This is a genomic window from Fictibacillus arsenicus (assembly GCF_001642935.1).
Lineage (GTDB): Bacteria > Bacillota > Bacilli > Bacillales > Fictibacillaceae > Fictibacillus > Fictibacillus arsenicus_B.
This window is the reverse complement of record NZ_CP016761.1, coordinates 3,924,194-3,945,801: the sequence shown is the minus strand read 5'-3', so window position 1 is coordinate 3,945,801 and position 21,608 is coordinate 3,924,194. Positions and strand designations below refer to the sequence as shown.

The following is a 21,608-nucleotide window of genomic DNA, read 5'->3' as shown; positions in this document are numbered from 1 at the left end:
TATATTAAGCCTTAACTCGGTAAACACGAGCTTCATAAGGGTTTAGTGAAATAGTAGTCATATCGACATGTGCTTCGACTTCTTCATTCGCAAGCAGTAAGTTTTCAGCATTTAGAGTAAGTGTCGATTCAAATGTAGCTTCCTTTTTAGAAAGGTTCGTAATAACAACTACTTGTTCTTCACCTAGTGTACGTGTGTATGCGTAGATTTGCTTGTCGTCTTCGAGCAATAAATCATACGTTCCATACGTAAAGATCTCGTTCTCTTTCTTTAGTGAGATCATCTTTTTGTAGAAGTTCAGGATCGAATTTTTGTCTTGTTCCTGTTTTTCTACGTTAATCTCTGTATAGTTAGGATTCACTTTCATCCAAGGTGTTCCGCTTGTAAATCCAGCATTTTCAGCGCTGTTCCATTGCATGGGTGTACGGCTGTTATCACGGGAAGACGCCCAGATCACAGCCATGATGTCTTCGTGTGAAACGCCTTCTTCGCGCTTGATACGATACATGTTTTTAACCGCTACATCATCATAATCGTCAATTGAATCAAACTGAACGTTCGTCATTCCGATCTCCTGACCTTGATAGATAAACGGCGTTCCTTGCATAAGGAAGTACATTGCACCCATGCTTGTTGCACTTTGATACCAGAACTCTTCGTCGTTGCCCCAAGTGGAAACGACACGAGCCTTATCATGGTTCTCTATGAATAGAGCGTTCCAGCCTTCTTTTTCAAGACCTTTCTGCCAGCGCGTCAGTACTTTCTTTAACTCCACGATATCCAGCTCCGGATTCGTTTCAGCATCCCAAAGGCCAAGGTGTTCGAATTGGAAGATCATGTCCATCTTTCCTTGTTCTTTACCAACCCAAAGGTCTGCTTCATCGATTTTTACTCCGTTTGCTTCACCAACTGTCATTACATCGTAGTTCGCGTATGTGCGGTCTTTGAACTCTTGAAGGAACGTATGGATGCCTTTTTGGTTCATATGCATATCGAACGAAGATACATACTTTTCGTTCTTCGGATTCGGCATATCCGGGAAGCCTTCGCGTTTCTTAATATGGCTGATCGCATCGATTCGGAAACCATCGATTCCTTTATCAAGCCACCAGTTTACTGTATCGTAAAGAGCTTCCCGAACTTCAGGATTTTCCCAGTTCACGTCAGGCTGTTTTGTTGAGAAAACATGAAGGTAATATTGGTCTGTTTTTTCGTCATATTCCCAAGCAGAGCCTGAGAAAATGCTTTCCCAGTTGTTTGGCTCTTTACCGTCTTTGCCGTCTCTCCAAATGTACCAATCACGCTTCGGGTTGTCCTTTGATGAGCGGGACTCGATGAACCATTGATGCTCATCACTTGTATGGTTAAGAACGAGGTCAATGATCAGCTTCATATCTCGCTTATGCACTTCGTTTAAAAGCGCATCAAAATCTTCCATTGTTCCGAAGTCTTCCATAATGTCCTGATAGTCTGAGATGTCATACCCGTTATCATCATTGGGAGATTTGTACATCGGACAGATCCAGATGACATCAATCCCTAAATCTTTAATGTAATCCAAGCGCTGGATGATTCCTTTTAAATCACCGATTCCATCTCCATTTGAATCTTGGAAGCTGCGAGGGTAAATTTGATAGCCAACGGCTTCTTTCCACCAAACTTTTTCCATAATGTTACCTCCATCATCTCTTAACAACAGGGCAGGGGATACCGAAAAAACGGCTCCCCATAGTCTGTTAGTTTTCTAATTCTAAAGTTACGGTTACACCAGCGTGATCTGAGACCATCGGCGTTTCTTTTCCGTTAAAACGAACGTAAGAACTTTTTACGTTAAGCGGTTTGCTGCATAAAATATAATCGATTCTTCGTCCGTCTTCTTTACCGTTTTGGTTCCACCCGGCGATTGCACCTTTGATGGTTATTCCATCATCTTTTTTCTCAGCCATTTCATACGTATCGTAAAAGCGGTTTGATTTTACATAATCAAATCCTTCGTCTCTCACGTTAGCATCATTGTTTAAATCGCCCATTAAGAAGGATAATCCGCTTTCTGGCACATGCTTAAAGAATGCGTCAATTTGTTCTTTAAATGGTGCTGTTTCATCGTTCCACCAGCCAAAGTGACCAGAGAAAAAGTTTAGGTCGTTTCCTTCATAAGTGATCACAGCTGAAACGATTTTTCTTGTTTTCCAGTTGTTCATGTCCTGAAGTTCTGTAACAAAAAAGCTATTGTTTGACTTGATGGGATGACGGCTTAAAATGGCCAGACCTTCTTCATACGTTTCAAAACCATAGTGAGCCATGTCCCAAACAAAATCATAATCGTGAACGTCAAGTTCCTGTAACAGCTGGATTAACACCAATGCATAATTATTTTGTTTAATGTTACCTTTGACAACAGGTGAGTCGATCGATTGCATGACTTCCTGAAGTGCGATTACATCATAACGCTCGTTCGCAATATCGCGAGCAAGCATTTTTAACTTTTCCATCTGGTTCTCTTCTTGCCAGCCATGGACATTCAACGTTAGAAGTTTCATTAATTACATCCCCAAACGATCTTGAATATCAGATTTCAATACGTCCGCTTTTGGTCCGTAAATCGCTTGAACACCTTTATCTTTGATAATAAGACCAAGTGCGCCGTTATCTTTCCATTCTTTTTCCGTTGCAACACCTGCAGTGTCTTTAACCGTTACACGAAGGCGAGTCATACATGCATCAACGTCTTCAATGTTATCAGCTCCGCCTAAAAGACCGATGATTGCAGATGCTTGAGAGTTGTCTGATCCTGTTGCTGCATCATTTTTAGCAGGTGAAGCAGATTCACCTTCCGTTGTTTCGATATAGTTACCTGCACGTCCTGGAGTAGGCAGGTTGAACTTTTTAATCAATACATAGAAGATTGAGAAGTTTAGTCCAAAGAATACGATACAAGTAAGTGCAAAGTTGATTAAGTCTCGAGTTAATCCTGCTTTAACAAGCAATGGTGTCCGTGTTAATAATTCAATAAAACCGAATGCATGAACACGCACGTGAATTAAGTCAGCTACTGCAAATGCAAGACCCGTTGTGATCGCGTACACCACATAAAGCAGAGGTGCAGCGAACATGAACATGAATTCGATCGGCTCTGTAACACCTGTTAAAAATACAGCAAGTGCTGCAGATAAGAACATAGACTTGTACTTCTTACGCTTATCTTTATCAACGTTCATGTACATCGCGAGTGCGATTGCTACTAGAGAAGCTGTTGAAAGTACAACTTGTCCCATTTTAAATCGGGCAGGTACAACATCGTTCAATAGTGCTTGGTAAGCTTTTGTATCTCCAGCTTGCAAGAAGTTGTTCAAGTCATTGATCCAAGCAAGCCATAACGGATCTTGTCCGGCTACAGATGAGCCAGCACCAGAACCAGTCATGATTTGGTATGTTCCGCCAAGTTCTGTATAGTTGATCGGCACCGTTAACATGTGGTGAAGACCAAACGGCAATAATAGACGCTCTAGTGTACCGAAAACAAAAGGTGCGATAACTGGAGCAGTATTTCGTGATGTTGCGATCCACTTACCAAAGTCATTCAAAAGTCCTTGGATAAACGGCCAAACTAATGCAAGAATCAGTGCCGTAATGACAGACCATAAAATAACGGCGAATGGTACAAAACGCTTTCCGTTAAAGAATGCTAAAGCATTTGGAAGCTTGTTGTAGTTGTAATACTTATTAAATAAAACGGCACCTAGGAAACCGGATATGATACCAATAAAAACTCCCATGTTAAGAGCAGGAGCTCCTAGAACAGATGTGAAGTAATCTCCAACGATCAGTTCACTACCAAAAAGGGATTTTACTTTTGCCCCTTCTTCAAGCATCATTGCACTGTTTACACCAAAGATAGCACCAGTAATACGGTTAATGAGGATAAAAGCGATGACAGCTGCAAATGCACCGCCAGCCCGTTCTTTAGCCCACGAACCACCAATAGCTACTGCAAATAATATGTGCAAGTTCGTGATGATTGCCCATCCGATGTCTTCCATTACTCGGGCAATCGTTTGCACCAAAGTGATGTCGCCACCTGACATAGCAATAACCTTACCTAGTGATATCATTAAACCGGCAGCTGGCATAACGGCTACTACTACGAGCAGTGCTTTACCAAGCTTTTGCCAGAAATCAAACGAAATGAGTTTTCCACGTTGTTTCAAAACGATTTCCTCCTTTAAGTATATATCTTTCGCTGCGTTTTTGAAATCGCATTCATTAGATTGCAAAAATTATTTGTGAATCGCTTACAAATTTGTATATGCAAGTAGGTGCAATCGTTTGCATAAATGGATTGTAAAATAAAACGGTTTCATTTACAAGCAATTCATCTAAAAAAGTGTATAAAAGTTTTTCCAGTGGACGCAGGGGGTGAAACCGGGACATTTTGGGGTGAAATGAACGAGTTTATGGGTGGTTCGACAAAGATTCGGGGTGGAACCGGCGTGTTTACGGGTGAAACTAGCCTGTTTTTGTGCGAACGTGTAATAAATATAAAAACACGTACCGTAAAAAGAGCGTGCCAAGTTGAGCCAGCTCTATTAAATAAGTGCTAGGTTACGTTTTACAGTTTGAATTGTTCGCATGCCGATCATTGTTGACAACACACCAGGAGTATCAAGAACAAAACGAATCAGTTTTTTCGAATTTTGATGATTCTTCAACCTCCCGCAATCCAACGGTGCACTCGTTGTAACGTATATGTCTAGTTCCTCTGCTGCTTGGAATAAAGTCCGCCATTTACCTTGAACTTGTTGATTTTGGTCTGTGGCTGCTATTTGATTATAAAAGTTAAAAGGAGTTTGGATAAAACGGTAATGATGTGATGAACCGGCCGTGTTTTTCGCTGTTTCTATGACTTTTTCAAGTGATATGTATCCTGTATCGCCAGGCGATACGGTAAATGCTGTCCAAGCAGCCATGCCGTAAAATCGGATTTTGCCAGCGAGCACTTGATCTTCGTAGAAACTAAATAACTGCTCTAAATTTTTATAAAACCTTTCTTCCCCTAGTACTTTCATTGAGATTTCAGGGTTATGGATATAGTGGATATCGATGGTGTCCATATTAAGGTGCTTTAAGCTTTGTTCAATAGCAAACTCATAATAGCAAGGAGCTAATACATGTTTGTGCTGATCAACGATTTGTAGATCTGTCTCCTGCAATATTCCTGTTTGAAGAAGTTTTTCTTTTAAGTAGTTTTCAGGGCGAAGCTGCAGATCGATATCTCCTGGAATGATTCCTGCTTTCGTCGAAACAACAATATCATCTCTATTAATTCTGTCTTTCTTAAATAATTTAGATAACACAGCTCCAACATCTCTTTCCGATCTCATTCCCCGGTAGTTAAGTGCAGTATCTATGAAATTGATGCCATTGCATAAAGCAAATTCAATAGATTCCTGATATAACGCTGAATCTGCTTCATTCATTTCACCTAGATGTGTTCCTAGTGCTATGCGTGAAACATCAAACCATGGCGTAGTTCGTTTCAAGACGCTCATCTCCCTTCAAAAATATATCCACCTAAATTATACCATTTTTAAATTATGTGATTAAAGAACCATGAGTATTTTCTTATTTTTATACATCATACAAAGTTGCGGAGGCTTTTGATGGTTGTTTATTGAATAAAGATGTTTAGAAACAAATGTGTAAAAGTTGATAAATAAAAATTGAATAAATATTCATAAATAAGTATAATTATTTCCGGATTGAAGGAAGGGGAGAAAGCAAAAAGATGAAAAAACAATGGTTTGCCGGGGTGTTAAGTGTCAGTTTACTAGCTTCGACACCTTATGCAGTTACAGCTGAAGCACCACAGAAACATTGGAAGAATGTAAATGTGAGTGAAGAGGCAAATGGAAGTCCTTTTAACTCTGAGCATTATGATTTCGTAAAGTATTCTAAGTTTGATGAAATACTTAAGAAGATTGATAAGGAAAGTGAACGTGTATCGTTAGAGGTTACAGGTCATTCGGCAGATGGACATCCATTATATGCAATCACGATCTCAAATCCTGAAGACAAAGGAAAGTATGGTCATTATAAAAAACTCCGCAAACAGATGATCAAAAATCCTGAAAAAGCACAAAAATGGGTTGCAGAAAATGACGATTTTAAAGTGCCGGTTATGATTAACGGGTCCATTCATGGAACGGAATACATAGGCTCTGATGCTGTTCTTCAGCTGATTGAACGTTTTGCGTTTGAGAACGATGAAACAACAAAGGATATTTTGGCTAGCAATATATTAATCTTCAACGTATCTGCAAATCCTGATGGACGTGTGGACGGCACTCGTTTTAACGGTGAGGGAATCGACTTGAACCGTGATTTCATTACGCAGTCTCAGCCCGAAACAAAGCAAACGGTCGATCTTATAACAGAATGGAATCCGATGGTCTTTTTAGATCTTCATGGATACGTGAACTGGATGGAAAATAAGCCGGGCTTGATCGAGCCTTGTACACCGCCGCATAACCCTAACTATGAGTATGATCTTTTTTCCAAGTGGGCGTTAGACCAAGCGGAAGCGATGGAAGCTGAGATTGTAGGCAATAAAGCAGAATATGAAAGTGAAACCTATCAAAATATGAGCGGGACATACATTCCTCAGCGTGATGATAGCTTTGGCTGGGACGACTATCCGCCAATCTTTACCCCTATGTATGCCATGTATCATGGGGCTTATGGCTATACATTAGAAGCGCCGACAAATACGTGGGATGGCGTGAAATGGGCTAATGATGCGGTAATGGGAGCTCTTAAGTTTTCAACAGAAAATAAGCAGGGCATGCTGACGGATCAGATTGAAATTTTTAAACGCGGAATTAATTTTGACCACCCTTACCATGAAGAAGGGTTCTTCCCGAATGCGTATGTGCTTCCTGTAGATGAAAAAGACCCGACTGTTACAGAGAAAGCGGTCAACCATCTCCTTGATAACGACATTTCTGTTGAAAAAGCGAATAAGCCTTTCACAGCAGAAGGAGTAACTTACACTAAAGGAACTTTTGTTGTACCGATGGATCAGGCAAAAGCAGGACTCGCGAACACGATGCTTTGGAACGGTGAAGACATCACGAATGATACACCGGCTATGTATGACATTTCAGCGTGGAGCTTGCCAGAACTTTGGGGCTTTGAAGCCGTTGAAGTGAAGTCTGAATTAAACGCTAAAACCTCACCAGTAAAGAGCGCTGATTTCCATGGCTCTTTGAATGGAAAAGGTCCTTTTGTAATTGAAAACAGCTCAGTGGAAGCTGTAGGTTTAGTGAATGACTTGCTGCAAGCTGGTACGACGGTTTATAAAGGCGAAGACGGCAACTTTTATCTGGAGAACATTCCATCAAAGAGTAAATCTCTTGTAAAAGAATCAGGATTAAAGGTGGAAACAGCAGCGATCCCGGCAGAAAAAGAAAAGATTTCTTCCATTGATGTCGCGGTTTTAAAAGACGGCGGTATTAATAAAGCACAAACACATGCTGGCACAAAGCTTGCCTTAGAACGTCTTGGTTTTTCTGTGACGGAAGTAACACCAAAAGAGGTGGCTGAAAACGGCATTTTAACCTTTGATGCGTTTATTTACAGCGGAACAGAAATGATGCTTCAATATGAAAAAGTTAGAGAAGCGAACAAGCCTTTTGTTGTAGGAACAAAAGAAGTGTATGACAAATTTGCAGAGAATGTTCAGGCATTTGTAGACGGCGGCGGTAAATTTATCGCGGTAGGTGCAGGCGGTGCAAAGGCATCCAGCATGCTTGGACTGACGGATGTTAAAGTGAACACCGGCGGTTCCGACAGCAATGGAATCGTGGAAGTTGCATACGGTGAAGACGAGCTAAGCAAAGGCTATAAAGTAAATGATCTAGGCTTTGTCTACAAGCCGGTTTGGTTCACAGAGCTTGGTGACGCTAAAGCTGTTGCTACGTTTAAATCTGGAGACTTCTTTGTAGCAGGACATTGGAAAGATAATGAGCTTGCAGCAGGACAAGCAGTTATCGTCGAAGAAACAGATGAAGATGTGACACTGATCGGACTTGAAGCAGGTTTCCGTGACCATACGGATTACTTATTCCGTCTGCTATCTAATGCGCTTTATCAATAAAGTGAGACCTTTCTAATTGACATTCATGCAAATACTGCATTATTTTTATATGTAAAGTTTGCTGAGAGAATTGACAAAAAAGAGACCTGAAGAACATCGAAACATTGCTTTCCCTGTTCTTTGGTCTTCTTTTGTATCGTTATTTTTATAGTCGAATGTTTTAAAGCGTTCCCACAAGTGTAAATTATAAGATAAGCAGATGGAAAGGTGAGTGAAGTGTTATGTTTAATAAATTGTTCGGAAAAAAAGAAGTGAAAAAAGAAGAGACGATTGTTGCTCCTTTAACGGGTAAAATCGTATCAATAGAAGAAGTGCCAGACCCAACATTCTCTCAAAAAATGATGGGAGACGGGATTGCGATAGAGCCAACAGAAGGTGTTGTCGTATCACCTGTTGACGGTGAAATTGTGCAGTTTTTCCACACTAAGCATGCGATTGGCATTCAGTCTGAATCTGGCGCTGAAATTTTAATTCATGTGGGGCTTGAGACGGTGAACATGAACGGCGAAGGCTTTGAAGGACACGTCAATGTCGGAGATAAAGTAAAAGCAGGCGATAAACTTCTGACTTTTAATTTAGATCTTATTAAAGAGAAAGCAGCAAGTACGGTGACACCGATTGTTATCACAAATGGAGATGCCGTTGAATCTCTGGATAAACGTGCTGCTTCAGAAGCGACAAAAGGTGCAACATCTCTGCTGCAGATTAAGATGAAATAGAGAAAAAAATCAGGCTTATTTGGCCTGATTTTTTTAAAAGGTTCTTTTTTCTATACATTGTTGCTACTGAGAGATTTTGAAGAATTTCTTCATCGAACAGTTAATTGGAGCGGAAGGGCGAGACTCCTGCAGGATAAGTGGGACAGGAGAGACCAATCAATGTCGCTATGCGACGATTGGGCTCACCGCACACCCTGCGGAAAGCGAGTCCTGCAGCGGAAATTAACTCATTCAAAAGCAACAAATTTTACGAAAACAGCCTTTTTAATAAAACAAAGGGGGAGGCAATGATGAAAAAAGGAATTATCTCTTTAGGTGAAGCGCTTGTTGATTTTATTCCAACCGATGAAACGAATTCGATGTATTATAAACGTCCGGGCGGTGCTCCCGCTAATGTAGCAGTAGGTGTAGCGCGCCTTGGGTCAGATGCGGTTTTTTTAGGTAAAGTTGGGGAAGATGTACTAGGTGATTTTATAATCGATACTTTGAAAAGTTACGGTGTAAATGCGTTCCATGTCTATAAAACCGATGCAGTGCGCACGGGAGCTGTTTTTGTAACCTTATCTGAAAAAGGAGAAAGGTCTTTTGACTTTTACATTGATCCGAGTGCCGATCGCTTCTTAGAAGAAAAGAATATACAGCCTAGTCTTTTCAAAGATAAAAAAATCTTTCATTTCGGATCTATTTCCTTGATTGCGGAACCATCCAAAAGTGCGACGGAAAAAGCCGTTAAACTCGCAAAAGAGAACGACATGTGGGTTTCTTTTGACCCGAACTTAAGGCTTTCGCTATGGAAAACACCTGCTTTGGCACGTGAAACCATTATTTCCATGCTCCCTCATGCAGATATAGTTAAACTCTCAGAAGAGGAACTAGAATTTATTACAGGATTAAAAAAGGTAGAGGAAGGTATTAAAGTCCTTCAGCAATACGATATTCCCTTACTTTTTATCACCCTGGGAGATGACGGCAGCTATGTGGTAACGAAAGATGGCGGTGAGTATATTCCTGCAAAAGGTGTTACAGCTATTGATACGACGGGAGCGGGAGATGCATATGTTTCAGCGGTATTGCATCTGTTAAATGAATACAAGGGGACACTTGATGAACTTACGCTCGATGAAGCAGCCGATATGGCGGTTTTCGGCAGTATTTCAGGGGCTCTAACGGTATCGAGTAAAGGTGCAATGACATCTCTTCCAACTTTGGAACAAGTTAAAGAGGAACTTGCACAATTGAAGTAATAAAAGCATATAATAGGAAAATATTTTGACTAATGTTTTTGTTTTTTGGTAATATTACTTTATTATAAAACATGATATGCAGCCGTGAAGGATGAATAGTAGCTAATCTGACACTCTTTAAAGCGAGCCGGGGGCGGTGGAAGCCCGGTAAGAGACATTAGTGAAACGGCAATCCGGAGCTGTTTTTGAAAAGAGGATTCGTTTTACATACGGACGGATCAACTAGGGTGGAACCGCGGGAGATACAACTCTCGTCCCTGGGCATAGCGCCTTGGGACGGGAGTTTTTTATTTTTTTATAAAAGACGAACGGTCCATAAGGCATAATCCGAATGGGAGGAATTACAATGTCAAAAAACATGGAAACCATCACAAATCATGCGAAACATCGCGGTTTTGTATTTCCGGGATCTGAAATTTATGGAGGTCTTGCAAACACGTGGGATTACGGTCCGCTTGGTGTTGAACTGAAGAACAACGTGAAAAAAGCATGGTGGAAAAAGTTTGTTCAAGAGTCCCCTTATAACGTAGGTTTGGATGCAGCAATCCTTATGAACCCTCGTACGTGGGAAGCCTCAGGTCACATCGGCAACTTCAACGATCCGATGATGGACTGCAAAAACTGTAAAGCGCGTCACCGTGCTGATAAGCTGATTGAAGATGCAGCAGATCAAGCAGGTAAAGAGATCATCGTAGACGGTCTTCCGTTCGAGAAGATGGAAGAGTTAGTGAAAGAGTACAACATTGCATGTCCTGAGTGTGGAAGCCACGACTTTACAAGCATCCGCCAGTTCAACTTGATGTTCAAAACTCACCAAGGTGTAACAGAATCAAGTTCAAACGAAATCTACATGCGTCCGGAAACAGCACAAGGGATTTTCGTTAACTTTAAAAATGTTCAGCGCACCATGCGTAAAAAGCTTCCATTTGGTATCGCACAGATCGGTAAGAGTTTCCGTAACGAGATCACGCCGGGTAACTTTACATTCCGTACGCGTGAGTTTGAGCAAATGGAGCTTGAGTTCTTCTGCAAGCCTGGAAGCGAGATCGAGTGGTTCAACTATTGGAAAGATACAGCTGAAAACTGGCTTAAGTCATTAGGTATGACAGAAGAAAACCTTCGTCTTCGCGACCATAATGAAGATGAGCTTTCTCACTACTCTAACGCGACAACTGACTTTGAATACAAGTTCCCGTTCGGATGGGGCGAACTTTGGGGGGTTGCATCCCGTACAGACTTTGACTTAAAGCGTCACATGGAGTTCTCCGGTGAAGATTTCAACTATATCGATCAAGAGACAAACGAGCGCTACATCCCGTATTGCATCGAGCCTTCTCTAGGTGCTGACCGCGTAACGCTGGCGTTCTTAATCGATGCTTATGAGGATGAGGAATTAGAAGACGGCACAAGCAGAACGGTCATGCATTTGCACCCAGCTTTGGCGCCGTATAAAGCGGCAATCCTGCCATTGTCTAAGAAACTATCTGAAGAAGCAACTGAAGTGTTCAGCTCATTAGCTAAAGACTTCAATGTAGATTATGACGAAACAGGATCAATAGGTAAACGTTACCGCCGTCAAGATGAGATCGGTACGCCGTTCTGTATCACGTATGACTTTGATTCAAAAGAAGATGGCATGGTGACTGTTCGTGACCGTGACACGATGGAACAAACACGTGTGAAGATTGCAGACCTTAAGAGCTTTATCGAGGAAACAGTACAGTTTTAATTAAGGGCTGTTTTCGCTATCTTCGTTGTTCTTGTGGGTGGTTGATTTCCGCTCCAGGATGCTCGCTTTCCGCGGGGCGTGCGGTGAGCCCACTCGTCGCTTTGCGACATTGAATGGTCTCACCTGTCCCGCTGATCCCGCAGGAGTCTCGCACCTTGCGCTCCAATCAACTTTCAATGAAGTGTACTCACTAACATGTTCAAAAGCCTAACAGAAAAATAGAGCACACATTTGCGGTTTGCAATGTGTGCTTCTGTTTTTTTTTAGAGGTTTCTACTACAATAGATAGTGAGAGAAAAATTTTTAATGCCGAATGAGGCTTTTATTGGAGGTATACATATGAACGAAGGACGTATTCAAAAGGTTAAAGATTGGTTAAAAGAAGAAGGTCAAACGTTTGCCTTCATTCATACGACAGCGAATGTATTCTATTTGTCTGGACTTTACACGGATCCGCATGAACGTGTGCTTGGTGTTGTTGTACTGCCAGAAGGTGAACCGTTCATGATTTGCCCGGGAATGGAGCGTTCACAAGCAAAAGGTGCAGGCTGGACATATGAGATCGTAGGATACAGTGATTCTGAAGATCCATGGGCTAAGGTGCAGGAGACTTTGGCTGAGCGCGGTGTGACAGCAGCAACTTCGATTGCGGTGGAAAAAGAAACACTTCCATATGCACGCGGTGAAAAGCTTCTTGGTATGTTTGAGAATACGAAGTTAGTTGGGGCTGAAGAGCTGCTGAACGAACTTCGTTTAATAAAAGAAGAAGGCGAGCTTGAGACCCTTCGTGAAGCGGCACGTTTGGCGGACTACGGCGTTGAAGTTGGTGTTGCAGCACTTAAAGAAGGCGTAACAGAAATGGAAGTACTCGCGAAGATCGAGTACGAACTGAAGAAAAAAGGTATCAGCCAAATGTCGTTCTCGACGATGGTACTGTTTGGAGAGAAAGCAGGACAGCCGCATGGTAAGCCAGGCTTAAGAAAACTGCAGCATGGTGATTTTGTATTGTTTGACTTAGGTGTTGTCTTGGATGGCTATTGTTCAGACATCACGCGTACAGTTGCTTTTGGTGATCTGGATGAAAAACGCCGTGAGATTTATGATACAGTTTTGCAGGCGCAGCTGAAGGCGTTGGAAGCATCAAAGCCAGGTACACGCATCGGAGACCTTGATGTAATTGCGCGCAACCATATTACAGAAGCGGGCTATGGAGACAACTTCCCGCACCGCATCGGGCATGGCTTGGGAATCGATGTCCATGAGTTCCCGTCCATGAGTGATAACAATGACGGCGTGCTGCGTGAAGGCATGACGTACACGATCGAACCAGGAATCTATATCGATGACATCGGCGGCGTACGTATTGAAGATGACGTGGTTGTAACCGCTGCTGGGTATGAAACATTGACGAAATACCCGAAAGAATTGCAGATAATTAAATAAAATAGATGAAATGAAAGAAGGATGGCTCGTGATCGAGTCATCCTTTCCTTTTTAACAGGTCTTTAGAGGGGGATTTGGCTGTGTGATAGCGGTTTTCGGTAGTGCTGCGAGACCCAATCCAAAAGTTTTGGGCGTGAATCCACAAAAAAAGGTGTTGAATCCACGAGTTTTGGTCCTGAATCCAAAAGTTTTACCCGTTTATCCACGAGTTTACATTTCTAGACATAGTTAGACATTGGTCATATATGCTAAATCAAGTCTTTAAAATTTTTACTTCGATCTGCTCATCTATATCAGCATCCCACACTCTCTGTATTTCAAAAGTGCCTGCTTCAAAGAACAAAGGGAACCTTTCTTTAAACCAGCTTTGCATAGGCAGTTCAAGAGCTTTAGAAATCGGCACCCATACAAGCTCTCCTTCAGGTGGATCTTCCATCAATTCACCAGAAAACATATCAGTCCAATAGTTAAAAACCATGTATCTGACGTTCTCTTTCGGGTTAACATACTCATCGATTCCTTTAAAGACGAGATTGGAAACATCGAGCCCAGTTTCCTCTTTTACCTCTCTAATTGCCCCATCTACTAAAATTTCAGGAAAGTCAATTTTACCTCCTGGAGCTAGATAACCAGGAAATCCTCGTTCGTCGGGACGCTTAATCAATAGAACTTTATCACTATCCTGTACCATACACATTGTAAAAAGACGGTGCTCAACAGACATTATAATGTACTCCTTAAAAAGTTGTTTACTAATTTTAACATATCACATATAATAATGATTGATTAACCAATCATCGGTAAAAAGGAGAAATTTATTTTGCCTTTATCAGACAAACAAATTAAAGCGATGGAACAAAAACGTGAAAAAATCCTGCAGCAGGCAATCATCTTATTTGCTGAACAAGGCTATGAAAGTACAACAATAGCTAAAGTAGCTAAAGCTTCTGGTGTGAGCTTCGGCAGTGTTTTTACATACTTCGAAAACAAAGACCAGCTTTTTTACCATGCTGTTACAGAGCCGCTAAATACCGTTTTTAAAGTGGACCTTCTAGATTTTGATCCTGAAGCTGAGGACTTATTAGCTGAAATTAAAAGTATGATAGACAACCATATTCGTATTTTTATCGAGATGCGTACGTATCTGCAATTAGTAGTTCAAGTAATTGGACAGCATACTAAGTTTCCTGAACCATTTAAAGAGCTTGATGATTTTAGCATCGAGTTTATTCAAAAGCTCATTCTAATTATTACGAATGCTCAAAGAAGATGTGTACTTGAAGATTCTGACGCTGATTTAACAGCAACTGCTTATTTGGGCTTTTTATTAGGAATCAGATTAACATTTACTGACTATGCTGTGTCACGCATCTGGGAAAAACTCAAGATACCGGCTTTTCAATTGCTATATCCGAAACGCTAAATGTGTTTCGGATTACTTTTAATCTTATAATGATTGATTAATCAATCGTAAAACTGGAGGTCTAGATATGAATTATTTTACGTTTCATCGCAACATTCAATTAAGGCTGGCTCTTCAATTTTTCACCACACTTGCTTCCTCAGCTGTAATCCCTTTCTTAGCGATTTTCTTTTCAAATCAAGTAGGTGAATTTGCAACAGGGCTCATGTACATTGGTGTGATTTTATCAGGAATTACAGGAGCTTTGTTAGGTGGGAGACGTGCTGATCGGATAGGACGAAAAAATACAATCTTATTATGTGAAGGAATGATAGGAATAGGTTATCTCTTAGCAGGAATTAGTAATCTAATATTTTCGATATCGCCTAACGCTAACTTTGTTTTATTTATCATTATTTTGTTTTTTACTGGAATGGCAGGACCTGCCTATGGTGCGATCATTATTGATTCGAGTACAAAGGAAAACAGGAAGGCTGTTTATACTGTCTCTTATTGGCTAAATAATCTTGCTGTTGCAGCAGGAGGTATAACTGGAGCTTTTCTTTTTAAAAAATATCCATATGAAATGTTTATTGGAATTGCACTTGTAGCTTTTCTCTCGTGGATTGTAACGAAAATATGGCTGAAGGACATTCATGTTCCCGTAGCTGCTGCTCAAATCAGTCATCAAGAGACTAAAAGCTGGATTAAGAACTATAGGGAAATTTTATTGAATAAACGATTTATCTTCTTTACTATAGCTGGCTTGTTCCTTATTTCCTTAGAAGAAAGTCTAACGACATATATAGGTATAAAACTTGTCGAACAATTTAAGGATCCTGTATCTTTGCTTCCGTTCACTTCAATCTTTGATGTAGATGGATTTCAGCTGATTGGAATGCTTAAAGCAGAAAACACGATCCTAGTCGTTCTGCTGAGCTTAGTGATAGCAAAGTTGTTAAAAAAATATCAAGATCGCCTATTAATGCTTGGCGGAGGATTTTGTTATGCATTTGGTTATATTGTCCTCAGTTACAGCAGTGTTCCAGTTGTTCTCATAATAGCGATGTTTGTGGCAACAATTGGTGAACTTGCACATATTCCGGCTAAGCAAGCTTATGTGGCTTCTTTAATACCTGATGATGCACGAGGTTCTTACATGGCTGTTTATGGTTTATCCTTTCATTTCTCAGGGATTATTGCTGCATTATTCGTGATGTTAAGCGGGTTCCTGTCATCAGGTATGATTACCTTCCTCTTTACCATTATGGGTTCAATTAGTTTAATCATCTATTATGTTTTATTTCAATCTGAACAAGAAGAACAAAGGATCGAAAAAACAACAGCATAAAAAAAGAGCAGAGGCGATCTCTGCTCTTAAGAAACTCTCTTCATCAGCCATCTATATACCACATACAACAATGCAAATATCGCGAGAACAACTATCAACGTCAGCGTCCGTTCACCAGGCATCCCGTCTGCGAACAACACCGGACCAAGTCCGAAAAAGGCTACTAGTAAAAAGGCAATTCCAAAAACAATCCTCAGCACGATTTTCATTTTTGTCACCCCTTATCTATTCTATGACAGAGGCAGCACATAAAACATCATAAGAAAATGTAAAACACTGCCAGCTAAAACGAACAGATGCCAAACCGCGTGGTGGAACGGAAAGCTGCGCCATACATAAAAGATGCTTCCGAGCGTATAGATTATTCCGCCTGCGACAAGGAGCTGAATTCCTTCAGGAGGCATGTTAGCTGAAATATCTTGTAGCGCAAATGTGATCAGCCAGCCCATTGCTACGTATCCAAGCGTCGATAACACAACAAACTTTTTCGTAAAAAAGACTTTAAACAAGACTCCAAAGGCTGCAAGTCCCCATACCACTCCAAATAATGTCCAGCCTAGAGCACCGCCGACAACGATCAATACGATCGGTGTATACGTCCCAGCGATAAACAAATAGATTGCGGCATGGTCCATGATCTCAAATATATCTTTTACCCGTCCTTTAGGAAAAGCGTGTACGAGAGTGGATGCGGTATAAAGCGCCAGCATGGTTCCACCAAATACAGCAAAGCTCACAATATGAACAGCTGTTCCTTTCCAAACTGCAAACACAAGCAGGATGGAAGTAACGGCAACACTTAGAAGGACGCCTATGCCATGCGTGATGGCGTTCGCTATTTCTTCACGTTTTGTAAATACATGTGTACTCATTCCGTTCACCTTCCTTTATGTTGTAGTAAGTATAACAGAATTCAATACCCTTTAATCAAATAAAGACTTTAAGATTTTATGAAAAAGAGGGAATCGATTTGTAAAAATTGAAATATATAGGATTACAGACTTTATATAAAGAGAGGGTCATGGTCATGGAAGTAACACGTTATGAATCTATTCCTGCATTTTATGATGAAGTGGAAACGTTCTTGCTGGATCAGGAAGACCGGGCGCAGATTATGCTGGGGAATTGCCTGCGAAACAGAGATAGAGTGTGGGAGGCAGAAAAGCCATTCTTAGCGACAGTAAAAAAAGACGGAAAGATCATGCTCGCAGCTATGCTGATTCCTCCGTATGCCATCTTGCTTTTAGAAAAAGAAGAATCAGACGGCGTTACAGCTGCACCCTATTTAGCCGAATATTTAATAAAAGAAAATTACGCGATTCATAAAGTACATGCACCAAAGGCAGTTGGGAAAGCTTTTTCAAAGCATTGGACAGCAGCACATCAATTGGAAGAAAAAGTGCTTATGGATTTGCGCTTGTATACGCTGCAGTCTGTTATACAGCCGGCGGTACGTCCAGGGAAATTACGGCCAGCAACCGAAAGTGACTTAACGTTTTTACCGCAGTGGATCGTTGAGATAACGGGTGAAATTAATCAGCTGATGACACGTGATGAAGCAGAGGAATATGCGAATACAAGAGTACGAGATGGCTTCCTTTTTATTTGGGAAGACGAAGGAAAAGCCGTATCTATGGCTTCTAAAACAAGACCCAATATTAAAGGTGTAGCGGTAAATCTTGTTTATACGCCGAAAGAGTTTAGAGGCAAAGGCTACGCCAGTGCCTGTGTTGCAGCATTAAGTGAATATCTGTTACAAGAGGGATATGAATTTTGCTCTTTATTTACTGATTTAGCGAATCCAACTTCAAATAAAATCTATCAAAATATTGGATATCAACCTGTATGTGATTTCGTTGAATTTAAGTTTAACGAAAAAAGAGCAGAGACACCGGCTTAACTACCGGTACGCTCTGTTCTTTTCTTTTTGCCCGAGATAATCGTTTATGTATCTTTGAGCACTCTTTAATATCCCGTCTGGAAGCCGTTCTGCTGGAAAGTAGCGAAATTCATAAGATTCATCTTCATCTATTAAAATATTACCTTTTACGTCTGTTGCCGTATATACCGCAGTTACGCAATAGAGTTCATCCCCATTTGGAACTTTTAAATAATGATCTGCTCCTGAATATACGTGCAGCTGTGTCAGGCCATCAATATCGAGACCTGTTTCTTCTTTTACTTCACGAATTGCTGTTTCTTCAAAACTCTCACCTAGTTCCATTAAGCCTCCAGGCAGTCCCCAGCCGCCATCTCTGCGGTGCTGCAGAAGAATCTCTTCTTGTTCGTTTACAATGATTACAACCGATCCGGGTAAAATAAGCGGTGCACTTCCTACGTGTTTTCGAAGATCCTCATAATATGCCATCGAACCTCTCCTCTCGTTAACCAACATTTTACAGAAATGATGATAAAATTTCACTTAAAAATGGAGACAATGATAGAAAACAATGAATGAGGAGCAGGATGGATGGAAGCTTATGCAAGACCTAGAGTCATTGTCAGCAAGTGTTTGGAATTTGACGCGTGCCGTTATAACGGTGATGTGATCTATAATGATGTGATAAAAAAATTAATGGAATACGTAGATTTTGTCCCTGTTTGTCCGGAAGTAGAGATTGGCCTCGGAACACCGCGGGAGACGATAAGAATTGTAAAACAAGGAGAAGACCATTTGCTTCTTCAGCCCTCTACAAAAAGAGACGTAACAAAAGAAATGAGGCTGTTCTCAGAAAATTACTTAGCCGGTGTCAAAGAAACAGACGGTTTTATATTGAAAACTCGTTCTCCTTCATGCGGAATAAAAGAAGTAAAAGTGTATGCATCAACTGAGAAAGGACCAGCGATCGGTCATGCCAGTGGTGTTTTCGGAGGAAAGGTCACGGAACTCTTTTCACATCTGGCAGTTGAAGAGGAAGGAAGACTTAATAACTTTACGATCCGGGACCGGTTTTATACGAAACTTTTCACATTAGCCTCGTTTCGCAGATTGCTGCCTAAGGGGTTAGATGCTGTTAAGGATTTTCATAAAAAGAATTATTACTTACTTATGGCATACAGCAAGCCGACTTTAAAGGTGATGAACCGGATCTTAAAAAATGTTAACGAGAATGGTGAAGATAAGACTGTTGAGCTTTATGCAAGAGCACTGCACAAATTGTTTAACCGGGCTGCCCGAAATGATTCAAATAGAAGTGTTGCAAAAGAAATATTCAATCGATTTGAATCCAAGCTATCCGTAAGAGAAGTGGCTTTTTTTAAAGAGCTCCTGCAGAAATACGCCAACAAGAAAGAGCCGTTTTCAAGTATTACCACACTGTTGAAATCACACGCTATCCGTTTTGACGATAACGAGGTATTGCAGCAGACATTCTTTGCTCCATATCCTGAAATCCTGCTCGAGATCTCTGATTCAGGCAAGGGACGAGATTACTAAAAGAAAGCTGTATAAAGCTGGAATGGTTATACAGGAAAGAAAAGTGCTTAAAGCAACTCCAGCTGCTGCGAAGGAAGCGTCTTCTCCATATTGCTGAGCGTACATCGAGATTGTCGGAGCTGAGGGCATCCCAGCTACTAAAAAGGCGACCGCGAAAAGCTGAATCGGCAATGGAAAAAGTAAGAATGGCAGTAATAGAAGCGGAAATAGAATTAATTTGTAAAGTGAAGCAAGCCAAAGGTGTTTATTTTTCAAAAAGAGCTTTAAATCAGCTAGAGGCATGCCGCCTAATAAAGAACCGATCAACAGCATGGAGAGCGGAACAGTAGGTTTACCTGTCAGTTCTAGCGTATTGGATAAAACGGCAGGAAGGGTTCCTGGCAGAATCATTAATAATAGCCCGGCTAAGGTAGCAATAACCCCGGAATTCAAGAAGACTTTCCGCCATTGGACACTTTCGGCGCTCCTTGCAAAAAGGTAGATCGCATATGTCCAGATATATAATAAATAAACGAAATTAAATAGAGTACCATAGAATACTCCCTCTTTTCCAAACAATAAATAACAGACCGCGATGCCAAGAAAGCCTTGATTGCCAAATATCATGATGCCTTCTAAGGCATTTTTCTTTTTAACCTCTATGTTCAATTTTTTTACGGTTAAAGAGGAAATCACAGATGAGACGATGAGCACAAAAGCTGACAATAAAGAAAGCCAGCCAAATTGAATTATATTTTCAACTGAAAACGCAACATCCATACCAAATAGTATAAGTGCAGGGAGAGTAACGTTTAATATAACGGCCGTTAAAACTTTTTCACTGCCCTCCGGCAATATTTCTTTTTTTCGAAGCATGTAACCTAACAAGGCAATGCTGTACAATAGTGTTAATTCCTGTGTGAAGTGAGCGAACTGGTTCATTTTGTTTCCTCCTCCTATTAAAAGAGTATGGGCATGGGGTGAAATGGGTGAACACGATTGACGCAAAAGGGGGATGAAGTTCTTCATGTTTATAGCAAAAGGAGAAACTTTATTTAGGCAAGGGGAAGAAGGGCCTTTATTCAAACTTGATAAAGGATTATTAAAAATAGTCAGAGTACATGAGGATGGAAGCCAGTTATTATTAAATTTGATTGTTCCAGGTGAGATGATTCCGCATCATTCACTTACAAGCCATAAAGAATACAATGGCTCGGCAATTGCACTTTTGCCTTCAGAGGTCACAAGAATTGACCCAGAACAGTGGTACAGGTCTTTAGAGGAAGATCCTAATGTGTATAAAGAAGTAGCGCATCTTTTAGAAACAAAACTAAGAATGATGCAGCAAAGGATTAATCAAATGTCGACGTTAACGCCTGAAGGAAAGGTTGCGAAACTTCAAAAATGGTTTGCGAGTTATTTTCCTGAAGTGCCTGTTGAAAAGGTACTGACCCAGGAGGAAATCGGTCAGTTTATTGGCTTAAGAAGAGAAACAGTCAACCGGGTTTTAAAAAAGCTGAAGTGAAGTGTCAAAGAAATTACATACATGTGAACGCAAGAAATTTACTCTTTTAACAAATGATACAAGTATAAAAGTTAAGGAGTGATATAGATGAAAAAAATCTTACCTGCAGCATTGGCTTTTGCGTTATTATCCAGTGGGTCTGTGACAGTTTTTGCCCAACAGGCGGATAACGTTCAGGCCGTAAAAGAGAAAAGAGAACATCATTTCAGGCACATGAAAAACTTTGAAGCTGAGGTACATAAGGCGAATGAGTTAAAAATAGAACGGCTTGAAATAAAAAAAGAGATTGTTGAAAAGAAGGATAAGCTGTTCAGCCTTCATGTAAAAGCTGCTGAAGGTGGCAATAAAGAAAAAAGAAGCGGGAATGAGGCAATCTGGCAGGATATGAAACAGATTCATAAAGACTTGAAAGCCTTAAATCAAGAAGCGCACAATACGAAAAAATCTATGCATGAAGCAATGCGTGCCGATGATGAAAAACTCGCAAAAGAAAAAATGACACAGTGGCTGAGCATCAATGAAAAGATAAACAACAAACTTAGTGAAAAATCTCAGAAACTTGATGAGATCATAAAACAATACAATTAAACAAAAAAGTGTTGAAGCGCTTCTAACGCCTCAACAC

The 21,608-nt window shown here is 40.7% G+C and carries 20 protein-coding genes; 11 read left to right on the top strand and 9 right to left on the bottom strand.

Translation table 11 applies throughout. The annotated features are described in order from the left end of the window. Positions 1-4 precede the first annotated feature (4 nt). The 4 genes from ABE41_RS19915 to ABE41_RS19895 form a co-directional block, all read right to left on the bottom strand. On the bottom strand, positions 5-1,669 hold the full coding sequence (locus ABE41_RS19915) for a glycoside hydrolase family 13 protein (protein WP_066294242.1): 1,665 nt from the start codon (positions 1,667-1,669) through the stop codon (positions 5-7). A gap of 67 nt (positions 1,670-1,736) precedes the next feature. Beyond that, positions 1,737-2,540 carry an endonuclease/exonuclease/phosphatase family protein gene (locus ABE41_RS19910; protein WP_066294240.1) on the bottom strand — a complete coding sequence of 268 codons (804 nt, stop codon included), beginning with the start codon at positions 2,538-2,540 and terminating at the stop codon, positions 1,737-1,739. A gap of 3 nt (positions 2,541-2,543) precedes the next feature. Further along, a complete protein-coding gene (locus tag ABE41_RS19905) occupies positions 2,544-4,208 on the bottom strand; it encodes a PTS transporter subunit IIBC (protein ID WP_066294238.1) in 1,665 nt (554 codons plus the stop codon). A 378-nt stretch (positions 4,209-4,586) separates the two neighbouring features. Beyond that, positions 4,587-5,540 (bottom strand): aldo/keto reductase, encoded by a 954-nt coding sequence (locus tag ABE41_RS19895; protein WP_066294233.1) that lies wholly within the window; start codon positions 5,538-5,540, stop codon positions 4,587-4,589. Positions 5,541-5,785: 245 nt separating this feature from the next. Here ABE41_RS19895 and ABE41_RS19890 point away from each other — a divergent pair, with 245 nt between their 5' ends. From ABE41_RS19890 to ABE41_RS19870, 5 genes are all read left to right on the top strand, one after another. Further along, positions 5,786-8,155, top strand: a complete 2,370-nt coding sequence (locus ABE41_RS19890; protein WP_066294232.1) for a M14 family zinc carboxypeptidase — start codon at positions 5,786-5,788, stop codon at positions 8,153-8,155. A gap of 221 nt (positions 8,156-8,376) precedes the next feature. Then, the gene (locus tag ABE41_RS19885) at positions 8,377-8,874 is read left to right on the top strand and encodes a PTS sugar transporter subunit IIA (RefSeq protein ID WP_066294229.1); all 498 of its coding nucleotides are present in this window, start codon (positions 8,377-8,379) and stop codon (positions 8,872-8,874) included. Between the two features lie 290 nt (positions 8,875-9,164). Further along, positions 9,165-10,118, top strand: coding sequence for an aminoimidazole riboside kinase (locus ABE41_RS19880; RefSeq protein WP_066294228.1), 954 nt, complete (start codon positions 9,165-9,167; stop codon positions 10,116-10,118). A gap of 346 nt (positions 10,119-10,464) precedes the next feature. After that, entirely contained in the window at positions 10,465-11,847 is a 1,383-nt protein-coding gene (locus ABE41_RS19875; protein WP_066294226.1) for a glycine--tRNA ligase, read from the top strand. A 339-nt stretch (positions 11,848-12,186) separates the two neighbouring features. After that, the gene (locus tag ABE41_RS19870; RefSeq protein WP_066294224.1) at positions 12,187-13,290 is read left to right on the top strand and encodes a M24 family metallopeptidase; all 1,104 of its coding nucleotides are present in this window, start codon (positions 12,187-12,189) and stop codon (positions 13,288-13,290) included. Between the two features lie 253 nt (positions 13,291-13,543). Here the strand turns inward: ABE41_RS19870 and ABE41_RS19865 are convergent, their stop codons facing one another. Beyond that, a complete protein-coding gene (locus ABE41_RS19865) occupies positions 13,544-14,014 on the bottom strand; it encodes an 8-oxo-dGTP diphosphatase (RefSeq protein WP_066294221.1) in 471 nt (156 codons plus the stop codon). Positions 14,015-14,110: 96 nt separating this feature from the next. Here ABE41_RS19865 and ABE41_RS19860 point away from each other — a divergent pair, with 96 nt between their 5' ends. Both ABE41_RS19860 and ABE41_RS19855 read left to right on the top strand, forming a co-directional pair. Continuing rightward, positions 14,111-14,713, top strand: a complete 603-nt coding sequence (locus tag ABE41_RS19860; RefSeq protein ID WP_066294219.1) for a TetR/AcrR family transcriptional regulator — start codon at positions 14,111-14,113, stop codon at positions 14,711-14,713. A gap of 67 nt (positions 14,714-14,780) precedes the next feature. Beyond that, positions 14,781-16,043: an MFS transporter gene (locus tag ABE41_RS19855; RefSeq protein ID WP_066294217.1), complete on the top strand. Its 1,263-nt coding sequence runs from the start codon at positions 14,781-14,783 to the stop codon at positions 16,041-16,043. Positions 16,044-16,069: 26 nt separating this feature from the next. On the opposite strand, the gene ABE41_RS19850 is transcribed toward ABE41_RS19855, so the two are convergent. Continuing rightward, positions 16,070-16,252, bottom strand: a complete 183-nt coding sequence (locus ABE41_RS19850; RefSeq protein WP_066294214.1) for a DUF6954 family protein — start codon at positions 16,250-16,252, stop codon at positions 16,070-16,072. A gap of 21 nt (positions 16,253-16,273) precedes the next feature. After that, the gene (trhA, locus tag ABE41_RS19845; protein WP_066294212.1) at positions 16,274-16,915 is read right to left on the bottom strand and encodes a PAQR family membrane homeostasis protein TrhA; all 642 of its coding nucleotides are present in this window, start codon (positions 16,913-16,915) and stop codon (positions 16,274-16,276) included. A 155-nt stretch (positions 16,916-17,070) separates the two neighbouring features. Here trhA and ABE41_RS19840 point away from each other — a divergent pair, with 155 nt between their 5' ends. Further along, complete coding sequence (locus tag ABE41_RS19840) at positions 17,071-17,943, top strand: GNAT family N-acetyltransferase (protein WP_066294210.1); 873 nt, start codon at positions 17,071-17,073, stop codon at positions 17,941-17,943. On the opposite strand, the gene ABE41_RS19835 is transcribed toward ABE41_RS19840, so the two are convergent. After that, positions 17,944-18,411 carry an NUDIX hydrolase gene (locus ABE41_RS19835; protein WP_066294202.1) on the bottom strand — a complete coding sequence of 156 codons (468 nt, stop codon included), beginning with the start codon at positions 18,409-18,411 and terminating at the stop codon, positions 17,944-17,946. A gap of 102 nt (positions 18,412-18,513) precedes the next feature. Between ABE41_RS19835 and ABE41_RS19830 the strand changes: the two genes are divergently transcribed. After that, complete coding sequence (locus tag ABE41_RS19830; RefSeq protein ID WP_066294199.1) at positions 18,514-19,479, top strand: YbgA family protein; 966 nt, start codon at positions 18,514-18,516, stop codon at positions 19,477-19,479. Here the strand turns inward: ABE41_RS19830 and ABE41_RS19825 are convergent. Then, positions 19,456-20,400 (bottom strand): AEC family transporter, encoded by a 945-nt coding sequence (locus ABE41_RS19825; RefSeq protein ID WP_066294197.1) that lies wholly within the window; start codon positions 20,398-20,400, stop codon positions 19,456-19,458. The genes ABE41_RS19830 and ABE41_RS19825 overlap by 24 nt on opposite strands. An 85-nt stretch (positions 20,401-20,485) precedes the next feature. Between ABE41_RS19825 and ABE41_RS19820 the strand changes: the two genes are divergently transcribed. Both ABE41_RS19820 and ABE41_RS19815 read left to right on the top strand, forming a co-directional pair. Continuing rightward, positions 20,486-20,983 (top strand): Crp/Fnr family transcriptional regulator, encoded by a 498-nt coding sequence (locus ABE41_RS19820; RefSeq protein WP_066294195.1) that lies wholly within the window; start codon positions 20,486-20,488, stop codon positions 20,981-20,983. Positions 20,984-21,070: 87 nt separating this feature from the next. Further along, positions 21,071-21,571: a hypothetical protein gene (locus ABE41_RS19815; RefSeq protein WP_066294194.1), complete on the top strand. Its 501-nt coding sequence runs from the start codon at positions 21,071-21,073 to the stop codon at positions 21,569-21,571. The last annotated feature ends 37 nt before the right edge of the window (positions 21,572-21,608 follow it).